Origin of the sequence: Nonomuraea sp. JJY05 (genome assembly GCF_043496855.1) — a bacterium.
In the GTDB taxonomy this organism is placed as follows: domain Bacteria; phylum Actinomycetota; class Actinomycetes; order Streptosporangiales; family Streptosporangiaceae; genus Nonomuraea.
The window spans coordinates 145,704-164,018 of sequence record NZ_JBIEIS010000008.1 but is presented as its reverse complement, the minus strand read 5'-3'; the positions used below and the strand labels follow the sequence as shown (position 1 = coordinate 164,018).

Annotated in this window: 13 protein-coding genes; 6 read left to right on the top strand and 7 right to left on the bottom strand. The window is 72.8% G+C overall.

All coding sequences use genetic code 11. The features are described from left to right. The 3 genes from ACFKCF_RS14065 to ACFKCF_RS14055 are packed head-to-tail and all read right to left on the bottom strand — an operon-like array spanning window position 1 to window position 3,017. Window positions 1-1,665 carry a dihydrolipoyl dehydrogenase family protein gene (locus ACFKCF_RS14065; protein WP_394493645.1) on the bottom strand — a complete coding sequence of 555 codons (1,665 nt, stop codon included), beginning with the start codon at window positions 1,663-1,665 and terminating at the stop codon, window positions 1-3. Between the two features lie 41 nt (window positions 1,666-1,706). Further along, complete coding sequence (locus tag ACFKCF_RS14060; RefSeq protein ID WP_394493643.1) at window positions 1,707-2,147, bottom strand: VOC family protein; 441 nt, start codon at window positions 2,145-2,147, stop codon at window positions 1,707-1,709. 27 nt (window positions 2,148-2,174) lie between these two features. Beyond that, complete coding sequence (locus ACFKCF_RS14055) at window positions 2,175-3,017, bottom strand: alpha/beta fold hydrolase (protein WP_394493641.1); 843 nt, start codon at window positions 3,015-3,017, stop codon at window positions 2,175-2,177. 291 nt (window positions 3,018-3,308) lie between these two features. Between ACFKCF_RS14055 and ACFKCF_RS14050 the strand changes: the two genes are divergently transcribed. Together ACFKCF_RS14050 and ACFKCF_RS14045 are read left to right on the top strand one after the other, a co-directional pair. After that, the gene (locus tag ACFKCF_RS14050; protein ID WP_394493639.1) at window positions 3,309-4,931 is read left to right on the top strand and encodes a tannase/feruloyl esterase family alpha/beta hydrolase; all 1,623 of its coding nucleotides are present in this window, start codon (window positions 3,309-3,311) and stop codon (window positions 4,929-4,931) included. Window positions 4,932-4,951: 20 nt separating this feature from the next. Then, complete coding sequence (locus tag ACFKCF_RS14045; RefSeq protein WP_394493638.1) at window positions 4,952-5,500, top strand: hypothetical protein; 549 nt, start codon at window positions 4,952-4,954, stop codon at window positions 5,498-5,500. 59 nt (window positions 5,501-5,559) lie between these two features. On the opposite strand, the gene ACFKCF_RS14040 is transcribed toward ACFKCF_RS14045, so the two are convergent. Next, window positions 5,560-6,579 (bottom strand): alpha/beta fold hydrolase, encoded by a 1,020-nt coding sequence (locus tag ACFKCF_RS14040; protein ID WP_394493636.1) that lies wholly within the window; start codon window positions 6,577-6,579, stop codon window positions 5,560-5,562. A gap of 227 nt (window positions 6,580-6,806) precedes the next feature. Here ACFKCF_RS14040 and ACFKCF_RS14035 point away from each other — a divergent pair, with 227 nt between their 5' ends. Then, window positions 6,807-7,580: an alpha/beta hydrolase gene (locus ACFKCF_RS14035; protein WP_394493634.1), complete on the top strand. Its 774-nt coding sequence runs from the start codon at window positions 6,807-6,809 to the stop codon at window positions 7,578-7,580. A 7-nt stretch (window positions 7,581-7,587) separates the two neighbouring features. Here the strand turns inward: ACFKCF_RS14035 and ACFKCF_RS14030 are convergent, their stop codons facing one another. Further along, entirely contained in the window at window positions 7,588-10,329 is a 2,742-nt protein-coding gene (locus ACFKCF_RS14030) for an AAA family ATPase (protein WP_394493632.1), read from the bottom strand. 91 nt (window positions 10,330-10,420) lie between these two features. Here ACFKCF_RS14030 and ACFKCF_RS14025 point away from each other — a divergent pair, with 91 nt between their 5' ends. Continuing rightward, on the top strand, window positions 10,421-10,972 hold the full coding sequence (locus tag ACFKCF_RS14025; protein WP_394493630.1) for a TetR/AcrR family transcriptional regulator: 552 nt from the start codon (window positions 10,421-10,423) through the stop codon (window positions 10,970-10,972). A gap of 247 nt (window positions 10,973-11,219) precedes the next feature. Here the strand turns inward: ACFKCF_RS14025 and ACFKCF_RS14020 are convergent, their stop codons facing one another. Further along, a complete protein-coding gene (locus tag ACFKCF_RS14020) occupies window positions 11,220-11,855 on the bottom strand; it encodes a hemerythrin domain-containing protein (RefSeq protein ID WP_394493629.1) in 636 nt (211 codons plus the stop codon). Between the two features lie 178 nt (window positions 11,856-12,033). Between ACFKCF_RS14020 and ACFKCF_RS14015 the strand changes: the two genes are divergently transcribed. After that, the gene (locus ACFKCF_RS14015) at window positions 12,034-14,757 is read left to right on the top strand and encodes an ATP-binding protein (RefSeq protein WP_394493627.1); all 2,724 of its coding nucleotides are present in this window, start codon (window positions 12,034-12,036) and stop codon (window positions 14,755-14,757) included. On the opposite strand, the gene ACFKCF_RS14010 is transcribed toward ACFKCF_RS14015, so the two are convergent. Beyond that, window positions 14,746-15,513: a BTAD domain-containing putative transcriptional regulator gene (locus tag ACFKCF_RS14010; RefSeq protein ID WP_394493625.1), complete on the bottom strand. Its 768-nt coding sequence runs from the start codon at window positions 15,511-15,513 to the stop codon at window positions 14,746-14,748. The two genes, ACFKCF_RS14015 and ACFKCF_RS14010, sit on opposite strands and share 12 nt — an antisense overlap. Before the next feature lie 271 nt (window positions 15,514-15,784). On the opposite strand from ACFKCF_RS14010, the gene ACFKCF_RS14005 reads away from it, so the two are divergent. Then, window positions 15,785-18,280 carry a BTAD domain-containing putative transcriptional regulator gene (locus ACFKCF_RS14005; RefSeq protein ID WP_394493623.1) on the top strand — a complete coding sequence of 832 codons (2,496 nt, stop codon included), beginning with the start codon at window positions 15,785-15,787 and terminating at the stop codon, window positions 18,278-18,280. Window positions 18,281-18,315 lie beyond the last annotated feature (35 nt).

Here is an 18,315-nt window from a genome sequence, read left to right as displayed (position 1 = left end):
TTAGTGTGTCTGGTCTCGATATGTCTCGAGCAGGCGCAGCCACACCTCGCTGATGGTGGGGAAGGGCGGTACGGCGTGCCAGAGGCGTTCGACGGGGATTTCGCCGGTGATCGCCACGGTGGCGGAGTGGAGGAGCTCGGCGACACCCGGCCCGGCGAACGTGGCGCCGACGAGGGTGCGGCGGTCGGGGTCGATGAGGGCGCGGGCCCTGCCGCGGTAGGCCGGGTCGTGCTGGAGGGCGCCGGCGACGTGGCCGAGGTCGTAGTCGACGACGTGGACGCGGCGGCCGGTGCGCCGGGCCTCGATGGTGGTGAGGCCGACACTGGCGATCTCCGGGTCGGTGAAGACGACCTGGGGTACGGCCGCGGTGTCGGCGGTGCCGGCATGCGGGCTCCAGCGTCCGGTGTCGAGCGGGGTGCCGCAGGCGCGGGCGGCGATGACGGCGCCGGCGATGCGGGCCTGGTACTTGCCCTGGTGGGTGAGCAGGGCCCGCCGGTTGACGTCACCCACGGCGTAGAGCCAGTCGCCGGGAACGGCGGTGACGGTGAGGGTGTCGTCGGTGGCGAGCCAGTCCCCGGGGGTCAGGCCGACGCTCTCGAGGCCGATGTCGCCGGTGCGGGGCGCGCGGCCGATGGCGAAGAGGACCTCGTCCGCGGTGAGCCGGCCGTCGCCGGAAGCGGTGAGCGGGCCGTCGTCAGGAGAGGTGAGCCGGTTGTCGGCGGAGGGGGCGAGCGGGCCGTCGTCAGGAGAGGCGAGCCGGTTGCCGGCGGAGGGGGTGAGCTGGTTGTCCTCGGAAGGGAGGAGCCGGCCGTCGTCAGGAGAGGTGAGCCGGTTGTCGGTGGAGGAGGTGAGCCGGTTGCCGTCCGAAGGAGGGCGTCGGCCGTTGCCGGAAGTGGTGAGGGTGAGGTGGACCTCGCCGTCCGTGCGTTCGGCGGTGGCGACGGTCGTGTCGAACCGCAGGTCGACGCCCGCCTCCCGCAGTCTGTCGGCGACGAGTTCGCCGGCGAAGGGTTCCAGCTGCGGCAGCAGGCGGCTGCCGCGGGCGAGGAGGGTGACCTCGGTGCCGAGGGCCTGCCAGGCGGTCGCCATCTCGGTGGCCACGACCCCGGCGCCGACGATGGCGAGCCGTCCGGGAGCCCGCCGGGCGCTGGTGGCTTCGCGGCTGGTCCAGGGGCGCAGGGCGGCGAGCCCGGGCAGGTCGGGGAGGGCGGCGCCGCTGCCGGTGCAGACGGCCACGGCGTGCCGGGCCCGCAGGTGGACGGTGCCGCCGTCGGGGGTGGTCACGGCCACGCGCCGGGGCCCGTCGAGGCGGCCGTGGCCGCGCTGGAGTTCGATGCCGGCCGTCTTGAGCCATTCGACCTGGCCGTCGTCGTTCCAGTGGGCGGACATGCGGTCGCGGTGCGCCAGTACGGCGGCGGTGTCCAGCGGCCCGGCGGCGGCCGGATGCAGGCCGGGTACCCGGCCGGCGTCGGCACGCAGGAGCGCGGGCCGCAGCAGGGCTTTGCTCGGTTCGCACGCCCAGTATGAGCATTCGCCCCCGACGAGCTCGCTTTCCACGATGACGGTGCTCAGGCCGGCGGCGGTGGTCCGGTCGGCGACGTTCTCGCCGACCGGACCGGCCCCGATCACGACCACGTCATAGGTACGGATGTCTTCGGTGGTCACTGGTCCTCCATGATGTGGCCGTGTCTCGGGGAAAGCGCCGGTCAGCGGCCGGGCAGCCGTACGGTGATCTCCTGCAGGAACCAGCGGTTGCCGTCGGGGTCGGCGAACGAGGCGAAGGAGCCGTAGCTGGCACGCTGCGGGTGCGCGCCCATGACCCGGCCGGCCTCGTCGGCCTGGTGGAAGGCGCCGGTGGCGTCGTGGAACGGGCCGGTGACGTCGACGCCCTGGCTGGTCAGCTCCTTGAGGGCCTGCTCGATGTCGGACACGATCAGGTGCAGTCCCTGGACCGTGCCGGGCTCGGCGTCGGTGAGGCCGTCGCCGAAGATGATCGAGCAGGCTGAGCCGGGCGGAGTGACCTGAATGATCCGGTAACCGTCCTTGATGGGGAAGTCCGCGTCGAGGCGGAAGCCCAGCTGCCGGGTGTAGAAGTCCCTGGCGCGGTCGGCGTCGGAGACGGGCAGGACGACGACTTCGAGCTTCATGTCCATGGTGTGATCTCTCTTCCGGTGCTAGCGGGCGGCGTGCGCGGCCTTCTCGATGACCCCGGCCACGACCTTGGGCTGGGAGACGGCGACGGAGTGGGAGGCGCGTACCTCGACGGAGTGCGCGTGGGCGCGCTTGGCCATGTAGCGCTGGACCTCGGCGGGGATGTTGAGGTCCTGGGTCGTGATGACGGCCCAGGAGGGCTTGTCCTTCCAGGCGGCGACCTCGGTCTTCTCCTCCAGGGCGGACTGCGCGATGGGCCGCTGGGTGGCGGCCATGAGGGCCGCGGTGCCGGCCGGTACGTCGGCGGCGAACTGGTGGTGGAACTTGCCCTGCTTGATGTACAGGTCGGTGCCGCTGGTGCCGTCGGGGAGGGCGAAGGGGGCGGGGTCGAGGGCGCCGGGGAGGGTGGAGCCGGGGAACTTGTTCGTCAGCTCCAGGGCGGTCTCGCCGGGGGCGGGCAGGAAGGCGGCGACGTACACGAGGGCCTTGACCTCGGGGTCGTTCGCGCCGGCGACGGTGATGACCGTGCCGCCGTACGAGTGCCCGACGAGGATCTTGGGTCCGGAGACGTGGTCGAGGACGCTGCGGAGCGCGGCCGCGTCGTAAGCCGGGCCGCGCAGCGGGTTGGCCGCGGCGACGACGGGATAGCCGTCCGCGCGCAGCACTTCGATCACCGCGTTCCAGCTGGAGGCGTCGGCGAAGGCGCCGTGCTCCAGCACGATGGTCGGCTTTGCAGGCTTTTCCGCGGCGGAGGCGGCGGAGGCGGTGGTGGCGGAGGCGGTGGTGGCAGGGAGGAGGGCGATCGCGACCGTCGACAGGGCGCCCACCATGAGCCGCCGTCTGCCGCCACCCTTGATGCTGACCACGATTTTCCCCTTTCAGGATGCTTCACGCGAAGGTTGCTGTTCTGGTGCAAGAACTGTCGTCCGGGGAGGACCGCGGTCACATCCGTCACTTGACGGTCAGTCATCCCGCGCACCTCGGCGCCGTGCGTCTGCTGCCACACGTGCGCGCCACCTGGACACAGCCGCTCGACCGGCGGCACCGCGCGGATCCCCCCGCAGGCAGGCCGTTGACCTGCGCCCGGAGCGGCCTGCCGGTGCTGACCGTCAACTGACTGATGTGCCGGTGCCGGTCGCGAAACGACAGTGAACGTCATGAAACGTCTTCTGATCATCTTCGCGACCGGAGTGGCAGCGGCGGCGTGCCTGCCGGCCACGGCCTCGGCCAGCGCCGCGAGCTCTGCCGCCACCTCGTTCACGTGCTCGTCCATCTCCGTGAACGCCCCGTCCGGCACCGCGGTGGAGTCCGTGACGGCGGTGCGCCAAGAGGGGGGCACCCTGACCATCCAGCCCGTGCCGCCGTTCACCGAAGTGGTGAAGATCCCGGACGTGCCGGCCTATTGCGACGTCACGGTCACGCTCACCCACCCGGGCGTCGGCGACCACGCCAAGGTGCGGGTCTGGCTGCCCGAGACCGGCTGGACCGGCCGTTTCCAGGCGTTGGGCGGCAGTGCCTTCGCCGCCGGCGACTACGGCGTGGGCCTGGCCGGCGCGATCAAGAGCGGCTACGCCGCCGCGACCACCGACGCCGGTGTCAGCACGTATCTGGACACCGGCTGGGCCCTGAACAGCGACGGCGAGGTCAACACGCCGCTGCTGAAGAACTTCGCCGACCGGTCCCAGCACGAGATGGCGGTCGTCGGCAAGCAGGTCGTCAACGAGGTCTACGGCAGGCGCGTCTCCTACTCGTACTGGAACGGCTGCTCGACCGGTGGCCGCCAGGGCTACATGGAGGCCCAGCGCCACCCCGACGACTTCGACGGCATCCTGGCCGCCGCGCCGGCGATCAACTGGGACGAGTTCGAGGTCGCGACCCTGTGGCCGCAGGTGGTGATGAACGAGGAGAACACCTTCCCCTCCCCCTGCAAGTTCAGCGCCTTCAACGCGGCCGCCGTCAAGGCCTGCGACCCGCTCGACGGCGCTCCCGACGGGCTGATCGACGACCCCGCGTCGTGCGCCTTCGACCCGCGGCAGCTCATCGGCAAGAGCGTCGAATGCGACGGCAAGCAGGAGATCATCACCGCGGCCGACGCCGCCGTCGTGCGCAAGATCTGGGCCGGCCCCCACACCCCGTCCGGCAGGAAGTTGTGGGCCGGCATCCCGATCGGAGCCGGCTTCGACCTCGCCGGCACCCGCGTCGTCGACAACGGCGACCGCGTGGGCGCGCCGTTCCCCGTGCCGGCCGCCTGGGTCGCGACGTTCCTGAAGCGGCAGCCCTCGTACGACCTGTCGACGATCACCTACGCCGAATTCGCCAAGCTCTTCGAGCAGTCCCAGACCGAGTACGACGCGATCATCGGCACCGACGACCCCGGCCTGTCGGCGTTCCGCAGGTCCGGCGGCAAGCTCCTGACCTGGCACGGAGCCGCTGACCAGCTGATTCCCGCCCAGGGCACCGTGGACTACCGCCGGCGGGTGGAGCTGGCCATGGGCGGCGCGCGCCAGGTCGACGACTTCTACCGGCTGTTCCTGGCGCCGGGCGTCTCCCACTGCGCCGGCGACACGAGCACCGGCCCGAAGCCCACCGACGCCCTCGGCGCCCTCACGACCTGGGTCGAGCAGGGCAAGGCCCCGCAGACGCTGCACGCCTCCATCACGGACTCCTCCGGCAAGACGGTGACGCGTGAGCTGTGCCGGTACCCGCTCGTCTCCCGCTACTCCGGCCACGGCGACCCGGCCGCCGCCGGCAGCTACTACTGCGCCCCCGCCCGGCACTGACTTCTGGAAAGGCCCCCATCATGAAAGCCTCATCCCTGCTGAAGCTGTACCTGGGCCGTGGCGTCCTGGCCGTGGCATGGGCCGCCGTGTTCGCCCTTGCACACGACCCCATCGACGCCCTCACGATCGCCCTGCTGGTCGTCTATCCGCTGATCGACGCGGTGTCGTCGCTGATCGACCTGCGTGCCCTGCCTGACGGGTCGGAGCGCCGCCTGACGATGTTCAACGGGGCGCTCAGCACCCTGGCCGCCGTCGCCGTCGGCGTCGCGGGGATGGGCGGGGTGGCGGCGGTGCTGCACGTGTTCGGCGCCTGGGCCGTTGTCTCGGGGGCGGCGCAGGTGCTGGTCGGGCTGCGGCGGCGCGGTCCGGAGCTGGGCAAGCAGTGGCCGATACTGATCGCGGGTGGTCTGTCGTTCGTCGTGGGCATCTTCTACAACATCCAGGCCCTCGGGGACGGCGCCTCGCTCGACGTGCTGTCGGTCTATGCCACCGGCGGCGGCGTGTTCTTCATCATCCAGGCCGGGCTGCTGGCCTGGCGTGCCCGCTCGCCGCGGACCCAGACTGTCTGACGGGAACACACCGACAGCCTGCCGGATCGTATCCGGCAGGCTGTTTCGGCATTGTGGGGTCAGAAGTGGTCCACGTCGACGACGGCCCGGGCGAAGGCGGCGGGCGCCTCCTGCGGCAGGTTGTGGCCGATGCCCGCCAGGGTGCGGTGTTCGTAGGCGCCGGTGAACATCTGCCGGTACGACGAGCCGTCGCCCGGCGCCGTGAAGGGGTCGCGCTCGGCGTCCAGGGTGATGGTCGGCACCTTGATGACCGGCCGCGCGGCGAGCCGCTTCTCCAGACCGTCGTAACGGCGCTCCCCGTCGGCCAGGCTGAGCCGCCACCGGTAGTTGTGGATCACGATGGCGGCGTAGTCGGGGTTCTCGAAGGCCGCGGCCGTGCGCTCGAAGGTGGCGTCGTCGAAGTCCCACGTAGGGGAGACGGTGTCCCAGACGAGCCGGGTCAGGTCGTGGCGCTTGTCCTTGTCCTCCATGGCCAGCCGGCCCCGCTCGGTGGCGAAGTAGTACTGGTACCACCAGGCGTATTCGGCCTTCGGCGGCAGCGGGCTGAGGTTGGCCTCGAGGTTCGTGATGAGGTAGCCGCTCACCGACACCAGCGCCTTGCACCGCTGCGGCCACAGGGCCGCGATGATGTCGGCGGTCCTCGACCCCCAGTCGAAGCCGGCGAGCACCGCCTTGTCGATCTTGAGGGCGTCCATCAGGGCGATGATGTCGAGCGCGATCGCCGACTGCTGGGCGTTGCGGAACGTCTTCGCGGACAGGAACCGCGTCGTGCCGTGACCGCGCAGGTAGGGCACGATCACCCGGTAGCCCTGCGCCGCCAGCAGCGGGGCGACGTCGACGAAGCTGTGAATGTCGTACGGCCAGCCGTGCAGGCAGATGACCACGGGCCCGTGGGCCGGCCCCGCCTCGGCGTAACCGATGTCCAGCACCCCGGCCTTGACCTGCTTCAAAGAGGCGAAAGAGGCGGCCGGCGACGTCGTGGCGGCGGAGGCGGCGGAGGCGGCGGAGGCGGTTTGGCCCGCTAGCGAGGCGACGGTCGCCAGACCGAGGACCTTGCCGAAGGTGCGCCTGTTGATCATGTGTGGTCCTCCATGTCGAAACAGTGGGAATGCGACATCTCCCACTGTTTCGGGCAGGGAGGATACAGCACATCAGTCACATGACGGTGAGACGCGGCGAACGGGCCACGTGACACCCTCCGGACCGGTGCAGCGAGGCGGAGCGGAAGGTTAAGTCATTCGACTGTTCCCGCCCCACGCGCCCCTGGACGATTCTTGAGCCACGGCCCGTACGAGCTGGAGGATCCGTGAGCCCCACTCCCATCGTCTTCATCCATGGCGCGTGGCTCCACGCGTCGTCGTGGGAGCCATGGAACCAGCGCTTCGCCAGTTTCGGGTTCGCCGTCCACGCGCCGGGCTGGCCGGGAGAGCCCGCCACGGTCGGGGAGGCCCGCCGGCATCCCGAGACGCTCCACGAGCTGGGGCTCGACGCGCTCACGGATCACTACGCGCGCATCGTCCGTTCGTTTGACACCCCGCCCGTGATCGTCGGCCACTCGGTGGGCGGGCTCATCGCGCAGCACCTCCTCGGCGCGAACGCGGGCCGTGCCGCGGTCGCCATCGCCCCCGCCCCGGTCGACCACGCGACCCGCCCGGCCTCCGGGGAGCCGTGGCCGGTGTCGATGGACGCCGAGAGGTTCCGGCGGCTGTTCGCCAACGCGGTGACCGAGCAGGAGTCGGCCGAGCTGTTCGAGCGCCACGTGATCCCCGGGCCGCGCCGGCTGCTGGCCGAGCTGGGACACGGCGGCGCCGTACGGCATCCGCGGGCGGCCGTGGACCACGGCAACGCCCGCCGCGGCCCGCTGCTGCTGATCTCGGGGCAGGAGGACCGGCTGGTGCCCGACCACGTGACCCGGGCCGTGTACAAGCTGTACGGCGACTCGACGGCCACGAGCAGCCTCAAGCAGTTCCCGGACCGGGCCCATTCGCTGGTCGTCGACAGCGGCTGGCGAGCGGTCGTCGACTACGTGCTGGTCTGGCTCGCCGAGCGAGGGGTGTCCGCCGACCCGTCGAAGTGGTGAAGAGAGGTCACACGTCCGCGGCCTTGCCCAGAGCGTCGCGCAGCGCGGCCCGGGAGGTGATGCCCAGCTTCGGGAAGACGCGGTAGAGATGGGAGCTGACGGTGCGCGGGGACAGGTGCATGCGCGCGCCGATCTCCTTGTTGGTCAGCCCGCTCGCGGCCAGCTCGGCGATGCGGCGCTCCTGCCAGGTCAGCGCGGTCAGGTACGACAGCGAGGCCCGGGCGGGCGTCCCTGAGGCCCGCAGCTCGGCCTGGGCGCGCCCGGCCCAGCCTGCGGCGCCGAGCCGTTCGAAGGACTCGACGGCCCGGACCAGTACGGGCCGTGCGGCCTTGGGACCCTGGGTGTGCCTGAGCCGGACGCCGTGGGCCAGGCGGATGCGCGCCAGCTCGAACGGGAAGCCGGCCGCGGCCGGGTGGGCCTCTGCCCGGGCGTACATGTCCTCGGCCTCCTTCTCCTCGGCGGCCGTCATCGCCAGGGCGCCGTACGTGATGAGGGCCAGCCGGGGGGAGACTTCGGGCAGGCCGGCATCGCAGGCCGCCTGGGCGTGCCTGCGGGCCTCCTCCAGGCGCCCGGTGTGCGCGGCGGCCTCGACCAGGTCGAGCAGCGTGCGCGAGGCCTGGTGGGCGCAGCGTTCGAACGATCCGGGCGGCGTGATGCCGATGGCGTACAGGTAGGCGGCTTCGTAGTCGCCCTCGCTCAGGGCCGCCGCCGTGCCGATGGCGTCGGCGATCTGGGTCAGGAACCCCACGCCGCGCGGGCGGGCCCAGGCGTCCAGGACGGCCTGCGCCTCCCGGGCCCGTTCGACCTGGCCGCGCAGGGCGTCCAGGAGTCCGAGGTAGGCACGGGTCTGGTGGGCGAACAGCGCGTGTCCATGGGCCGTGGTCAGCTCCAGCGCGCGCTGTCCCGTCCGCTCGGCGTCGTCCCACTCGCCGGCGGCCAGCTGGTCGAGCATGATCAGGTGCAGCATGGTCATGCCGGTGGCCACGGCGCCGGTCTCCACCTCGCGGTCGACGGCGCGCTGCAGGTAGGGGCGGTACTGGCGCAGCGTGTCGACGTGGTAGGCGGCCACGGACAGCCGCGAGACGTCCCACGGCTCCAGCTCCGAGCCGTCGGCGAACGCGCGCTCGACGCGCTCGTGCACGCCCGCACCGCGGCGGACGACGTCGCTCCACGCGTCGCGGTAGATCGCCGAGCGGGTGTCGACCCGGTCCCCCAGAGAGTCCATGAGCTGCTCGGTGCGCTCCCACAGCGCGGCGTCGCCGGCGTACTGGCTGATGGCCAGCAGCACGTTGACCAGCCGGGTGAGCACTTCGGGGGGCTTGTGCGCGCCGTCCTCCCGCAGGCTCTCGATCGCCGCCGCTACGTGGCGATGCGCGGAGCGCACGTCGCCGTCTTCGTACAGGGCCACGTACGCCGAGGTGACGACCGTGGCGGGGGACTCGCTCGCGCCCGGCAGCAGGTCCGAGCGGACGAGTTTCCGCGCCTGGTCCAGGAGCGCGGCATGGCCGGCGATGAAGGCGGCGTCGCCGAGCCGCCTGGAGCGGTCGGCGGGGGTCTCGCTCAGCTCCGCCGCGCGGGTCAGCCAGGCCACGGCCGCGACCGCGCCGCCGCGCCGGGTCGCCGAGTCGGCCGCGGCCTCCAGCGCGGCCGCCACCTGCTCGTCGGGATCCACGGCCGAGGCCGCCAGGTGGCGGGCGCGCCGCTCGACGTCGTCGCGGTGCACCCGCGCGAGCTCGGCGTGCGCCGCCCGGCGCTGGTTGGGGGTCGCCAGCTGAACGACGGTGGCCCGGACCAGCGGGTGCCGGAAGACGAGGTCGCCGGTGGCGGGGTCGGTGTCCAGGAGGCCGGCCGCGACCGCCTCGTCGGCCTCGCGCATGCGGTAGCGGGCGCCGGGGGCGCGGTTGCCGGACGGTCCCGCCCCGACGCCGTCGAGGGCGCCGCGCAGCAGTTCCTCGCGTACGGGAGCGGCCAGGCGTTCGATGCGGATGCCGTAGACGTGCTGCAGGCGGCGCGACAGCGGGATGTTGCCGAATCCGAGGTCGCCGGTGTGGCCGCCGTCAAGGTAGGCGGGCAGTTCCAGGAGCGCCAGGGGGTTGCCCATGGCGTGCTCCAGGACGCTGCGCCGGGTGGGCGCGTCGAGCCGCGGATGGCGGAGGTCCAGGAGCTGCCCGGCGGCCTCCTCCGACAGGGCCGCCACGGGCAGCTCCGGAAGCGCGGCCGTGTCGAACCGCGAGCCGACGTCGGACCGCACGGCGATGAGCATCTTCACGGAGCTCCCGCTGAGCCGGCGCCCCACGAACCCGCACACCTCGGCGCTGGAGGCGTCCATCCACTGACCGTCGTCGAGCAACAGCAGCAGCGGCTTCTCCGACGCCGCCAGCGACAGCAGGTCGAGCACGGCGATGCCGAGGGACATGACCGACGGCGCCGTGCCCGCGCGCAGCCCGAAGACGACGTCGAAGACGTCCCGGTGGCCCTCGTCGAGCCCGGCCGAGTGGGGCAGCAGCGAGTAGAGCAGCTGGTGCAGGCCGGCGAAGGGCAGCTCCGTCTCCGCCTCGACGCCGGCGGCGCGGATCACCCGCTGCCGCTCCGGGCCCGCGAGGCCGGCCACGTGGTCGAGCAGGGCGCTCTTGCCGACCCCGCTCTCGCCCCTGAGGATGAGCGCCCGCCCCCCGGCGGCCGCCATGAACGCGGACAGCTCCCTTTGGACGCCATCCCGGCCCACCATTGTCGAGACGAGCGTCTCCACGCTTCCCCCACTCCCCATACGGCGGTAAATGCCTCACTAATGTGACACTATTTTGCTTCATGTGCCACGTGACAGCGGTATCTTGGGGCGGGTGAGAGCAGACGCGACCCGCAACCTCGAACGCGTCCTGAGCACAGGCGCCCGAATGCTCGCCGACGACCCCTCGGCGACCATCGCCGCCATCGCGGCCGCGGCAGGGGTGGACCGCCGCACGGTCTACCGCCGCTTCGCCTCCCGCGAAGACCTCATGGCCGCCGTCTACGGAGCCCGCTACGACGCGGTCGAGCAGGCCGTCGAGGCGGCCAGGCTACGCGAGGCCCCGGTCGCGGTCGCGCTGCACCGTTACGTCGAGGGCATCATCGCCGTCAACCGCAAGTGGCCCGTGGAAACGAGCCGCATGCTCCGCGAGGCGACGCTCCTCGAGCGCCGCCGCGGCCTGATCGACGAGGTCGACGCCTTCTTGCGGCGCGCCACCGACGAGGGCCTGCTGCGTTCCGACCTACCCCCCGGCTGGGTGGCCACGGTCCTGCCGCCGCTGATGGTGCACGCGGCAGAGGACCTGCCCGAGCTGACCGCCGCGCAGGCCGCCGACGTCGTGGTCGACACACTGCTGCGCGGCGTCGGCGTTCCGCGGGTGCGCTGACCCCGTGACGGTGATGGTCATGGGTCTCCTTCCCGTACGGCACGGCCGGGCAAGCCCGCCCCGGTACGACCCTAGGCACCGCCTGCATACGAACCGCAGACAACGCGCATACAAGCCATGGTCGGGCTGCTCAGGCCGGCAGCACCGGGTCGCGCAGGGGCGCGAGCAGCACCTCCACGCGCCGCGCCCACGCGACCAGCGCGGCCGGATCGACGAAGGGCACCGCGAGTCCGAGCGTCATGCGCTTTCAGCCTTCCGTGTCGCCGGACAGGACCGCGAGGGAGGCGCGCGCCTGCTCGCGCATCGCGGGCACGAACTGCTGCGCGGGCTCCGGCAGGCCGGCCAGGACGAGCGCGACCTCCTCCGGCGTGCCGACCTCGTCGAGGAATCCGACGATCAGGTGCGCCGCCTCGGTCGGCGAGGTCGCGACGGTCGCGCGCGAGAAGGCGGCCCACTCGTCCGGCGAGACGTGCTCGCGCAACGCCGGGAACAGCAGCGGCTCCTCGTGCTCGAGATGCCGATGCACCAGGTCCCGGACCGCTTCGGCCGCCCTGCGCAGTCCCGGGCGGTCGCCGTCCTCGCCGATCGGCACCGCGCCCAGGGCGTCGAGCGCGATGTCGAGGTCGTCGTGCTCCTCGCTCAGCACGGCGAACCGCTCCGCCGCCTCCGGCGCCACCGCCGCGATCATCGGCCACAGCTGGTGGTCCTCGGTCTCGTGATGGTGGCGCAGGTTCCTGACGAGGAACTCGCGCAGCTCGGCCAGGGCCGCGAGGGGGACGGCGGGCCGCAGGGCGGCCTCTGACAACAACGTCGTGGCGCGCCGGTGGAAGGCGTGGATGAGCCGGGTCTCGGTGACGGCCACGGCCTCGGTGTTGGTCGACATGCCGGGGAGCGTAGAAGCCGTGGGAGGAGGTCACGTTGACGAATGGTTGGCGCCTGAGGCAGGTGTCCGTCCTGGGCATATACGTCGCGTCGTACCGGGACGCTTTCGGTAGGGTCACGGCGGGACTCGAACGGCTGGGGGAGCCGGGCGAGGTCACCGAGGGGAGGAGCGCCGTACCATGCGCCTTTTTGGACGGGAAGCCGAGCTGAAGGCCCTGGCCGAGCTCGTCGAGGACCCTGCGCGGCGCAGCGGCGTTCTCCTGCTGGGGGAGGCCGGCATCGGGAAGTCCGCGCTCGTGGCGGAGGCCGTTTCGGCGGCGTCGGCCGCGGGCCTGCGCGTGCTGACGACGACCGGCGTGGAGGCCGAGCGGCATCTCGCCTTCGCCGGGTTGCACCAGCTGCTGTACCCGGTCCGGGCGGGCGTGGACGCGCTGCCGGCCCCGCAGCGCGAGGCCCTGCGCTGCGCGATGGGCCTGGCGGAGGGGGCCGAGCTCAGCGGGTACCTCGTCGGCCTGGCCACGCTGACCCTGCTGGCCGATGCGGCCGCCGTCCAGCCGCTGCTGGTCGTCGCGGAGGACGTGCACTGGCTCGACCGCGCCAGCGCCGACATCCTCGCCTTCGTGGCGCGCCGGATCGAGTCCGAGCCCATCGGCATGGTCGCGACCCTCAGGGCGGGCGAGCGCTCTCACCTGCAGGACGCCGGGCTGTCCCCGATGCCCGTCGACCGCCTCTCCGACGAGGTCGCCGACGCGCTCCTGGACTCGATCGCCCCCGGCCTCACCCCGGAGGTCCGGGCGCGGCTGCTGGCGGAGGCCGCCGGCAACCCGCTGGCGCTGACCGAGCTGCCGGCGGCCGTGGGAGATCACGGCGGGCGCGGTCCGATGCTGCCGCTGAGCGAGCGGCTTGAGCGCGCGTTCATCGCCCGGGTCGCCGCCCTGCCGGTGCCGGCCCGCACCGCGCTGCTGGTCGCGGCGCTCAACCAGAGCGATTCGGTCGCCGAGACGCTCGCGGCCACGGGCCTGATCCTGGGGTCGGCGGCCGAGCTGGAGGTCCTCGCGCCGGCCGTCGAGGTCCGGCTGATCGAGCTCGGCATCGGCGCGGTGCGGTTCCGCCATCCCCTGATGCGCTCGGCCATCCCGGCCGCTTCGGCGCTCGCCGAGCGCAGGCAGGCCCACCTGGCTCTCGCCGAGACGCTGCGCGACCAGCCGGACCGGCGGGCGTGGCACCGGGCCGCCGCGACGTCCGGAGCCGACGAGGCGGTGGCGGCCGAGCTGGATCGCGCGGCCGACCGGGCCCGGCGCCGGGGCGGGGTCGCCGCCGCGATCGCGGCCTTCGAGCAGGCGGCCCGGCTGAGCCAGGCGCAGGACAGGAAGGCGGACAGGTTGCTGGGAGCGGCCGAGCTCGCGGTCGAGTCCGGCAGCCGCGGCACGTCCGAGCGTCTGGTGCGCGACGCGCAGGCCCTCGAACTCTCGCCGCGCCGGCGGGCCACCGCCGCGTGGTTGCTCAGCAGCTTCGAGGACGGGGTGCGCGAGGACCCCTCCCGCGTGCCGGAACTGGCCGAGCTGGCCGCTTCGGTCGCCGCCGACGGGCAGGTCGAGCCGGCCGTCCGGATCCTGTGGGGTGCCGCCATGCGCTGCTTCTGGTCCGAACCGGGCCCGGCCGCCCGGCGTGCGCTGCTGGCCGTGGCCGACCGGCTGCCCGTTCCCGCCGGCGATCCGCGCCTGGTCGCGGTCGCGGCGTACGTCGCGCCGTTCGAGCGGGGCGGCAGCACGCTCGAACGGCTGCGCGAACTGGCCGCCGTGGCCGGCGCCGACCCGGAGGGCGATCGTTACCTGGGCAGCGCGGCGCTGCAGGTCGGGGCGTTCGATCTGGCCGCCCGCTTCTCCGCGGCGGCGGCGCCCGCCCTGCGCGCCCAGGGCCGGCTCGGCCTGCTGCCCCGGGCGCTGGCCGTGCTGGCGTGGAGCCGGGCCAGGCTCGGCGACCTGGCCGGGGCCCTGACGGCCGCGGCCGAGGCCGCCACGTTCGCCCGGGAGACCGGCCAGCCGTTCATGTACGGGCTGGCCACGGCCGTCCAGGCCGAGATCGCCGCGCTGAGGGGCGACCACGGGCAGGCCGGCGCCCTCGCCGACGAGGCAGAACGCGTCGCGCTCCCCGTCGGCGCCCGGCCCGTCCTGGCCACCGTCCAGCTCACGCGCGGGCTCGCGGCCCTGAGCGAGGGCCGGTTCGACGACGCGTTCGCCGCTCTGAGCCGGATCCTCGATCCCGCGGACCCCGCCTACCAGCTGGCCCTGCGCGCCTACTGCCTCGCGGAGCTCACCGAGGCCGCCGTGCGGGCCGGGCGGACCGACGCCATGCGCGACATCCTGCGCGACCTGGAGCCGCTGGCCGCGTGGACGCCGTCACCGGCGCTGCACATCGGGTTGCGCTACGCGCGTGCCGTGCTCGCCCCGGACGAGGAGGCGGAGGAGTTGTTCACCGCCGCGCTGCGGGCGGACCTGACCGGATGGCCCGCCGAGCGCGGACGCCTCCATCTGGCGTTCGGCGAATGGCTGCGGCGGCGGCGCCGGGCCGCGGAGTCCCGGACGCACCTGCGTACGGCCAGGCAGACCTTCGACGCGCTCGGCATGGCCGCATGGGGCGAGCGTGCACGGCGGGAGCTGCGTGGCGCGGGGGAGTCGAGCCCCAACCGCGACCCGGACGCGCGGGAGAAGCTCACCCCGCACGAGCTGAGCATCGCTCAGCTGGCCGCCGAGGGGCTGACCAACCGGGAGATCGGGCAGCGGCTGTACCTGTCCCACCGGACCGTCAGCACCCACCTGCACCGGATCTTCCCCAAGCTGGGGGTGAGCTCCCGGGCCGATCTCGCGCGGGTGCTCAGGATCTCGTACGGCTCAGACGAGTGAGGCGTCGGCCGCCGTCCTGATCCGGGCGTACATCCTCCGCAGTCCGGGGCCGGGCTCCAGACCCAGATCCTCGTCCAGCAGCCCGGCGATCCGGTGGTAGGCCGACAGGGCCTCCTCGCGGCGGCCGTCGCGGTCGAAGGCCCACATCAGCAGCTCCCAGAGCCGCTCGCGATAGGGCTCCGCCGCCGTCGCGAGCGTCAGCCCGTCGATCGCGTCGCCGCAGTCGCCCTGTTCGATGTCGAGCGCCCAGCGCTCCTCCATGGCCGTGGCGCGCAGCTGTTCGAGCCAGGCGCGGCGGCCCTCGAAGAAGGCGCCACCCAATCCGTCGAGCGCCGGTCCGCGCCACAGCGCCAGCGCGCCACGCAGCAGCCCGGACGCCTCCGTGATCCTCCCCTGCTCGCGGGCCTCGCGGGCGGCGGCGGTGGCCTGGCGGAACACCGTCACGTCGACCGCACCGGGGTCGACCGCCAACTGGTAGCCGCGGCCCACCGACCTGATCTCCGCTTCGGTGCCCAGCCCGGCCGCACTGGCGTCGGCCAGCACCCGGCGCAGGCGGGAGATGAAGGTGCGGGTGCTCACGACGGCGCTGCGCGGCGCCTCACGACCCCACAACGCGGCCACGATCTCGTCGATCGTGATCTGCCTCCCCTGGCTCAGGAGCAGCATGGCGAGCACTCCCCGCTGCTGCGGCGACCCCGTGTCCAGCTCTTCCCCGCCGCTCCAGACCTTGATCGGGCCCAGTAGCCCGAAACTCACCCCACCCATCGAGGTTCCCCCGCCCTCTCACTCAGCGTCACCGACGCCGTACTCAAGGCGTCCCTGACCGACCCTACTGACGCCGCGTCGGGATTTTTGGCGCATTGACCGGCTTGTCGGTGGTCTGTGAGTCTTCTGACTTTTCCTGATATGGCGTGCTGAGCCGGGATGACGTACGCGTACGGCGTCACGTGACGCTCGCGAGGGCCGTCCGGGCCGGGATCTACTACCGCGGGCCCGCACTGTGCACTCGTAAGGAAAGCGCCCGATCGTGATTGGACAGCCGAACGTCGTCTCGGCTCCCTGCAGGTTCACCGTCCTCGGGCCGCCCGGCCTCTACCGCGGTGAGAGGCGCCTGGATCTCGGCGCGCCGCAACAACAGGCCGTCCTGATGCTGTTGCTGGTCAACAGCGGCAGCTTCGTCCGGATGGGCGAGCTGATCACCGGAGTGTGGGGCGACCGGGCGCCGGCCACCGGCGAAGCGGTCATCCGGACCTACATCTCCCGCATCCGGCGGCTGCTGTCCGAGTGCGGACTGGAGTCGGCGATCAGCTCCCAGTCCGGGAGCTACATGCTCGACCCGTCGCTGTGCGCGCTGGACGCCACCGAGTTCGCCGATCTCCTCGAATCCGCCAGGCAGGAGCGCGCGAGCGGGCGCGTCTCGGTGGCCGCGAGCCGTCTGGAGCAGGCGCTCGGCCTCTGGACGGGCACGGCGCTGGCCGGGGTCCCGGGCGAGGCCGCCGAATGCGAGCGGTTCCGGCTCGAACAGTTGAAGCTGCTCGCCACCCAGGAGTTGCTGCAGCTCCGCCTGGAACGGGGCGAGCACGCGGAGGTGGTGGCCGAGATCCCGCTGCTCATCCAGCTGAACCGGCTCGAAGAGCCGCTGTACGAGATCTACCTCCTCGCCCTGTACCGCTGCGGCAGGCGGGTGGAGGCGCTGGAGGTCTACCGGACCGTCTACGACCTGCTGGGCAAGGAGCTGGGCGTCGGCCCGGGGCCGCGGCTGCGGGAGATCCACGACAGGATCCTGCGGGCCGACGCGGACCACGACGACGAGTTCGCCCTCGCTCCGTGGGCCGAGCGGCCCGCCGTACGCTCCCCGGACGAGACTCCCCACTGGCGCTTCGTCGGGAGGGACACGGAGCGCGCCGCCTTCCAGGACCTGCTGAAGAAGAGCCGTGGGGAGCGTCCGGGCCTGCTCTTCTTCCGCGGACCCGCCGGCATCGGCAAGACGACGCTGCTGCACCGGCTCGCCGCCGACGCCGCCGCCGTAGGGCGGCGGGTGCGGCACTTCCACGGCTCGGCGGTCACGCAAGCGCGCGAACACCTCGGACGATTCGCGGAGGAGCTCTCCGGCGTCCCCGGCCCGGTGCTGCTCATCGACTCGTTCGAGGAGCTGGCAGACCTCGAACCGTGGCTGCGCGACGAATGCCTCCGGCGGCTGCCCGGCGACACGATCGTCGTGGTGGCGGGCCGGACCGGGCCGAGCGCCTCCTGGCTCACCGATCCGGCCTGGTCCGGCACGATCGAGATCCGCTACCTCGACGTCCTCACCGCCCCGGAGTCCACCGCGCTGGTCGAGGCCCGCGGCGTCGACCCCGGCCTGCGGAGGTCCATCGTGGACTTCGCCGCCGGCAACCCCTTCGCCCTGTCGCTCGCCGCCGAGGTCGGCAGGAGCATGTCGGCCACGGGACAGCCGTCGCGCCGTGACGCCGTACGCCACGTCGTCGACAGCGTGCTCGCGCGCCTGGCCGGGAGCGCGCCGACGGACGCGCACCGGTGGGCGCTGCACGTGTGCGCGCACGCCCGCCACACCACGGAAGACCTCCTCGGCGCCGTGGTGCCGGGCGGACGTGCGGCTGAGCTGTTCGACTGGCTCCGGGCGCAACCGTGCGTCGACACCGCCGCTCACGGTCTGGACATCAACGGCGTGCTGCGCGAAGCCCTCGACCACGACCTGCGTTGGCGGGACCCCGCCGGTTACGAGCGGATGCACCGGCGGATCCGCCATTACGCCATGGACGAGCTCCTGCGCGACGCCCGCGACCCCTGGGCGAGCATGGCGGCCATGCGGACGATCAGCCATCTGCGCCGGCGCGGCGGGGTCGTGCGCCGGTACGTCTCGAAGGTGGGCGAGGCCGATGTGCGGGTGTCCGAGGCGACCCCCGCCGATCATGACGAACTCGTCACCATGGCGCGCGAGAGCGACGGCGAGCTCACGGCCGCGTCCGTCCGGTTCTGGCTGGGCCGTCAGCCGGAGGCGTTCTTCCTGCTCAGGTGCCGCGAGAGCGGCCGGCTGCGGGGTTTCATGAGCTGGCTGACCCTGCGGACGCCGGAGCGGGACGGACTGGAGGCCGACCCTGTCGTGGCCGACGTCTGGCACGACGTGAGCCGGCGCACGGCGGTGCCCCCAGGGGCGCACATCGCGATCGCGCGGCATCTGATCTGCCCCGCCTTCGAGGCCGGACCGTCTCCCGTCACGGACGTGTTCCAGGCGCGGATGATGCGCGGCTGGCTGCACGAACCGGGGCTGGCGGCCTCGTACCTGGTCGTCGCGAACGGGCAGTGGTGGCGGCCGCTGATGGAGTATCTGGGCCAGTACGAGGTGGAGCGCGTGCGCGCGGATCATCCGTACACGATCTTCGGCCACGACTGGCTGGCCGACCCGCCGGAGGTGTGGCGAGACCACCACCTGGAGGAAGAGCTCTGGGCCGAACGGCACCCGAGCCTGTTCCACCGCTCCGGAGCGGATTTGTCACCGGCTTGACAGGTGACGCACAGTCCTGCCAATATCGTCACCAG

Coding starts and splice junctions, on each gene's coding strand:
- ACFKCF_RS14040 (WP_394493636.1), bottom strand. CDS start 6,579: ATGATCAACAGGCGCACCTTCGGCAAGGTCCTCGGTCTGGCGACCGTC.
- ACFKCF_RS14015 (WP_394493627.1), top strand. CDS start 12,034: ATGCGCCTTTTTGGACGGGAAGCCGAGCTGAAGGCCCTGGCCGAGCTC.
- ACFKCF_RS14050 (WP_394493639.1), top strand. CDS start 3,309: ATGAAACGTCTTCTGATCATCTTCGCGACCGGAGTGGCAGCGGCGGCG.
- ACFKCF_RS14060 (WP_394493643.1), bottom strand. CDS start 2,147: ATGAAGCTCGAAGTCGTCGTCCTGCCCGTCTCCGACGCCGACCGCGCC.
- ACFKCF_RS14045 (WP_394493638.1), top strand. CDS start 4,952: ATGAAAGCCTCATCCCTGCTGAAGCTGTACCTGGGCCGTGGCGTCCTG.
- ACFKCF_RS14020 (WP_394493629.1), bottom strand. CDS start 11,855: ATGTCGACCAACACCGAGGCCGTGGCCGTCACCGAGACCCGGCTCATC.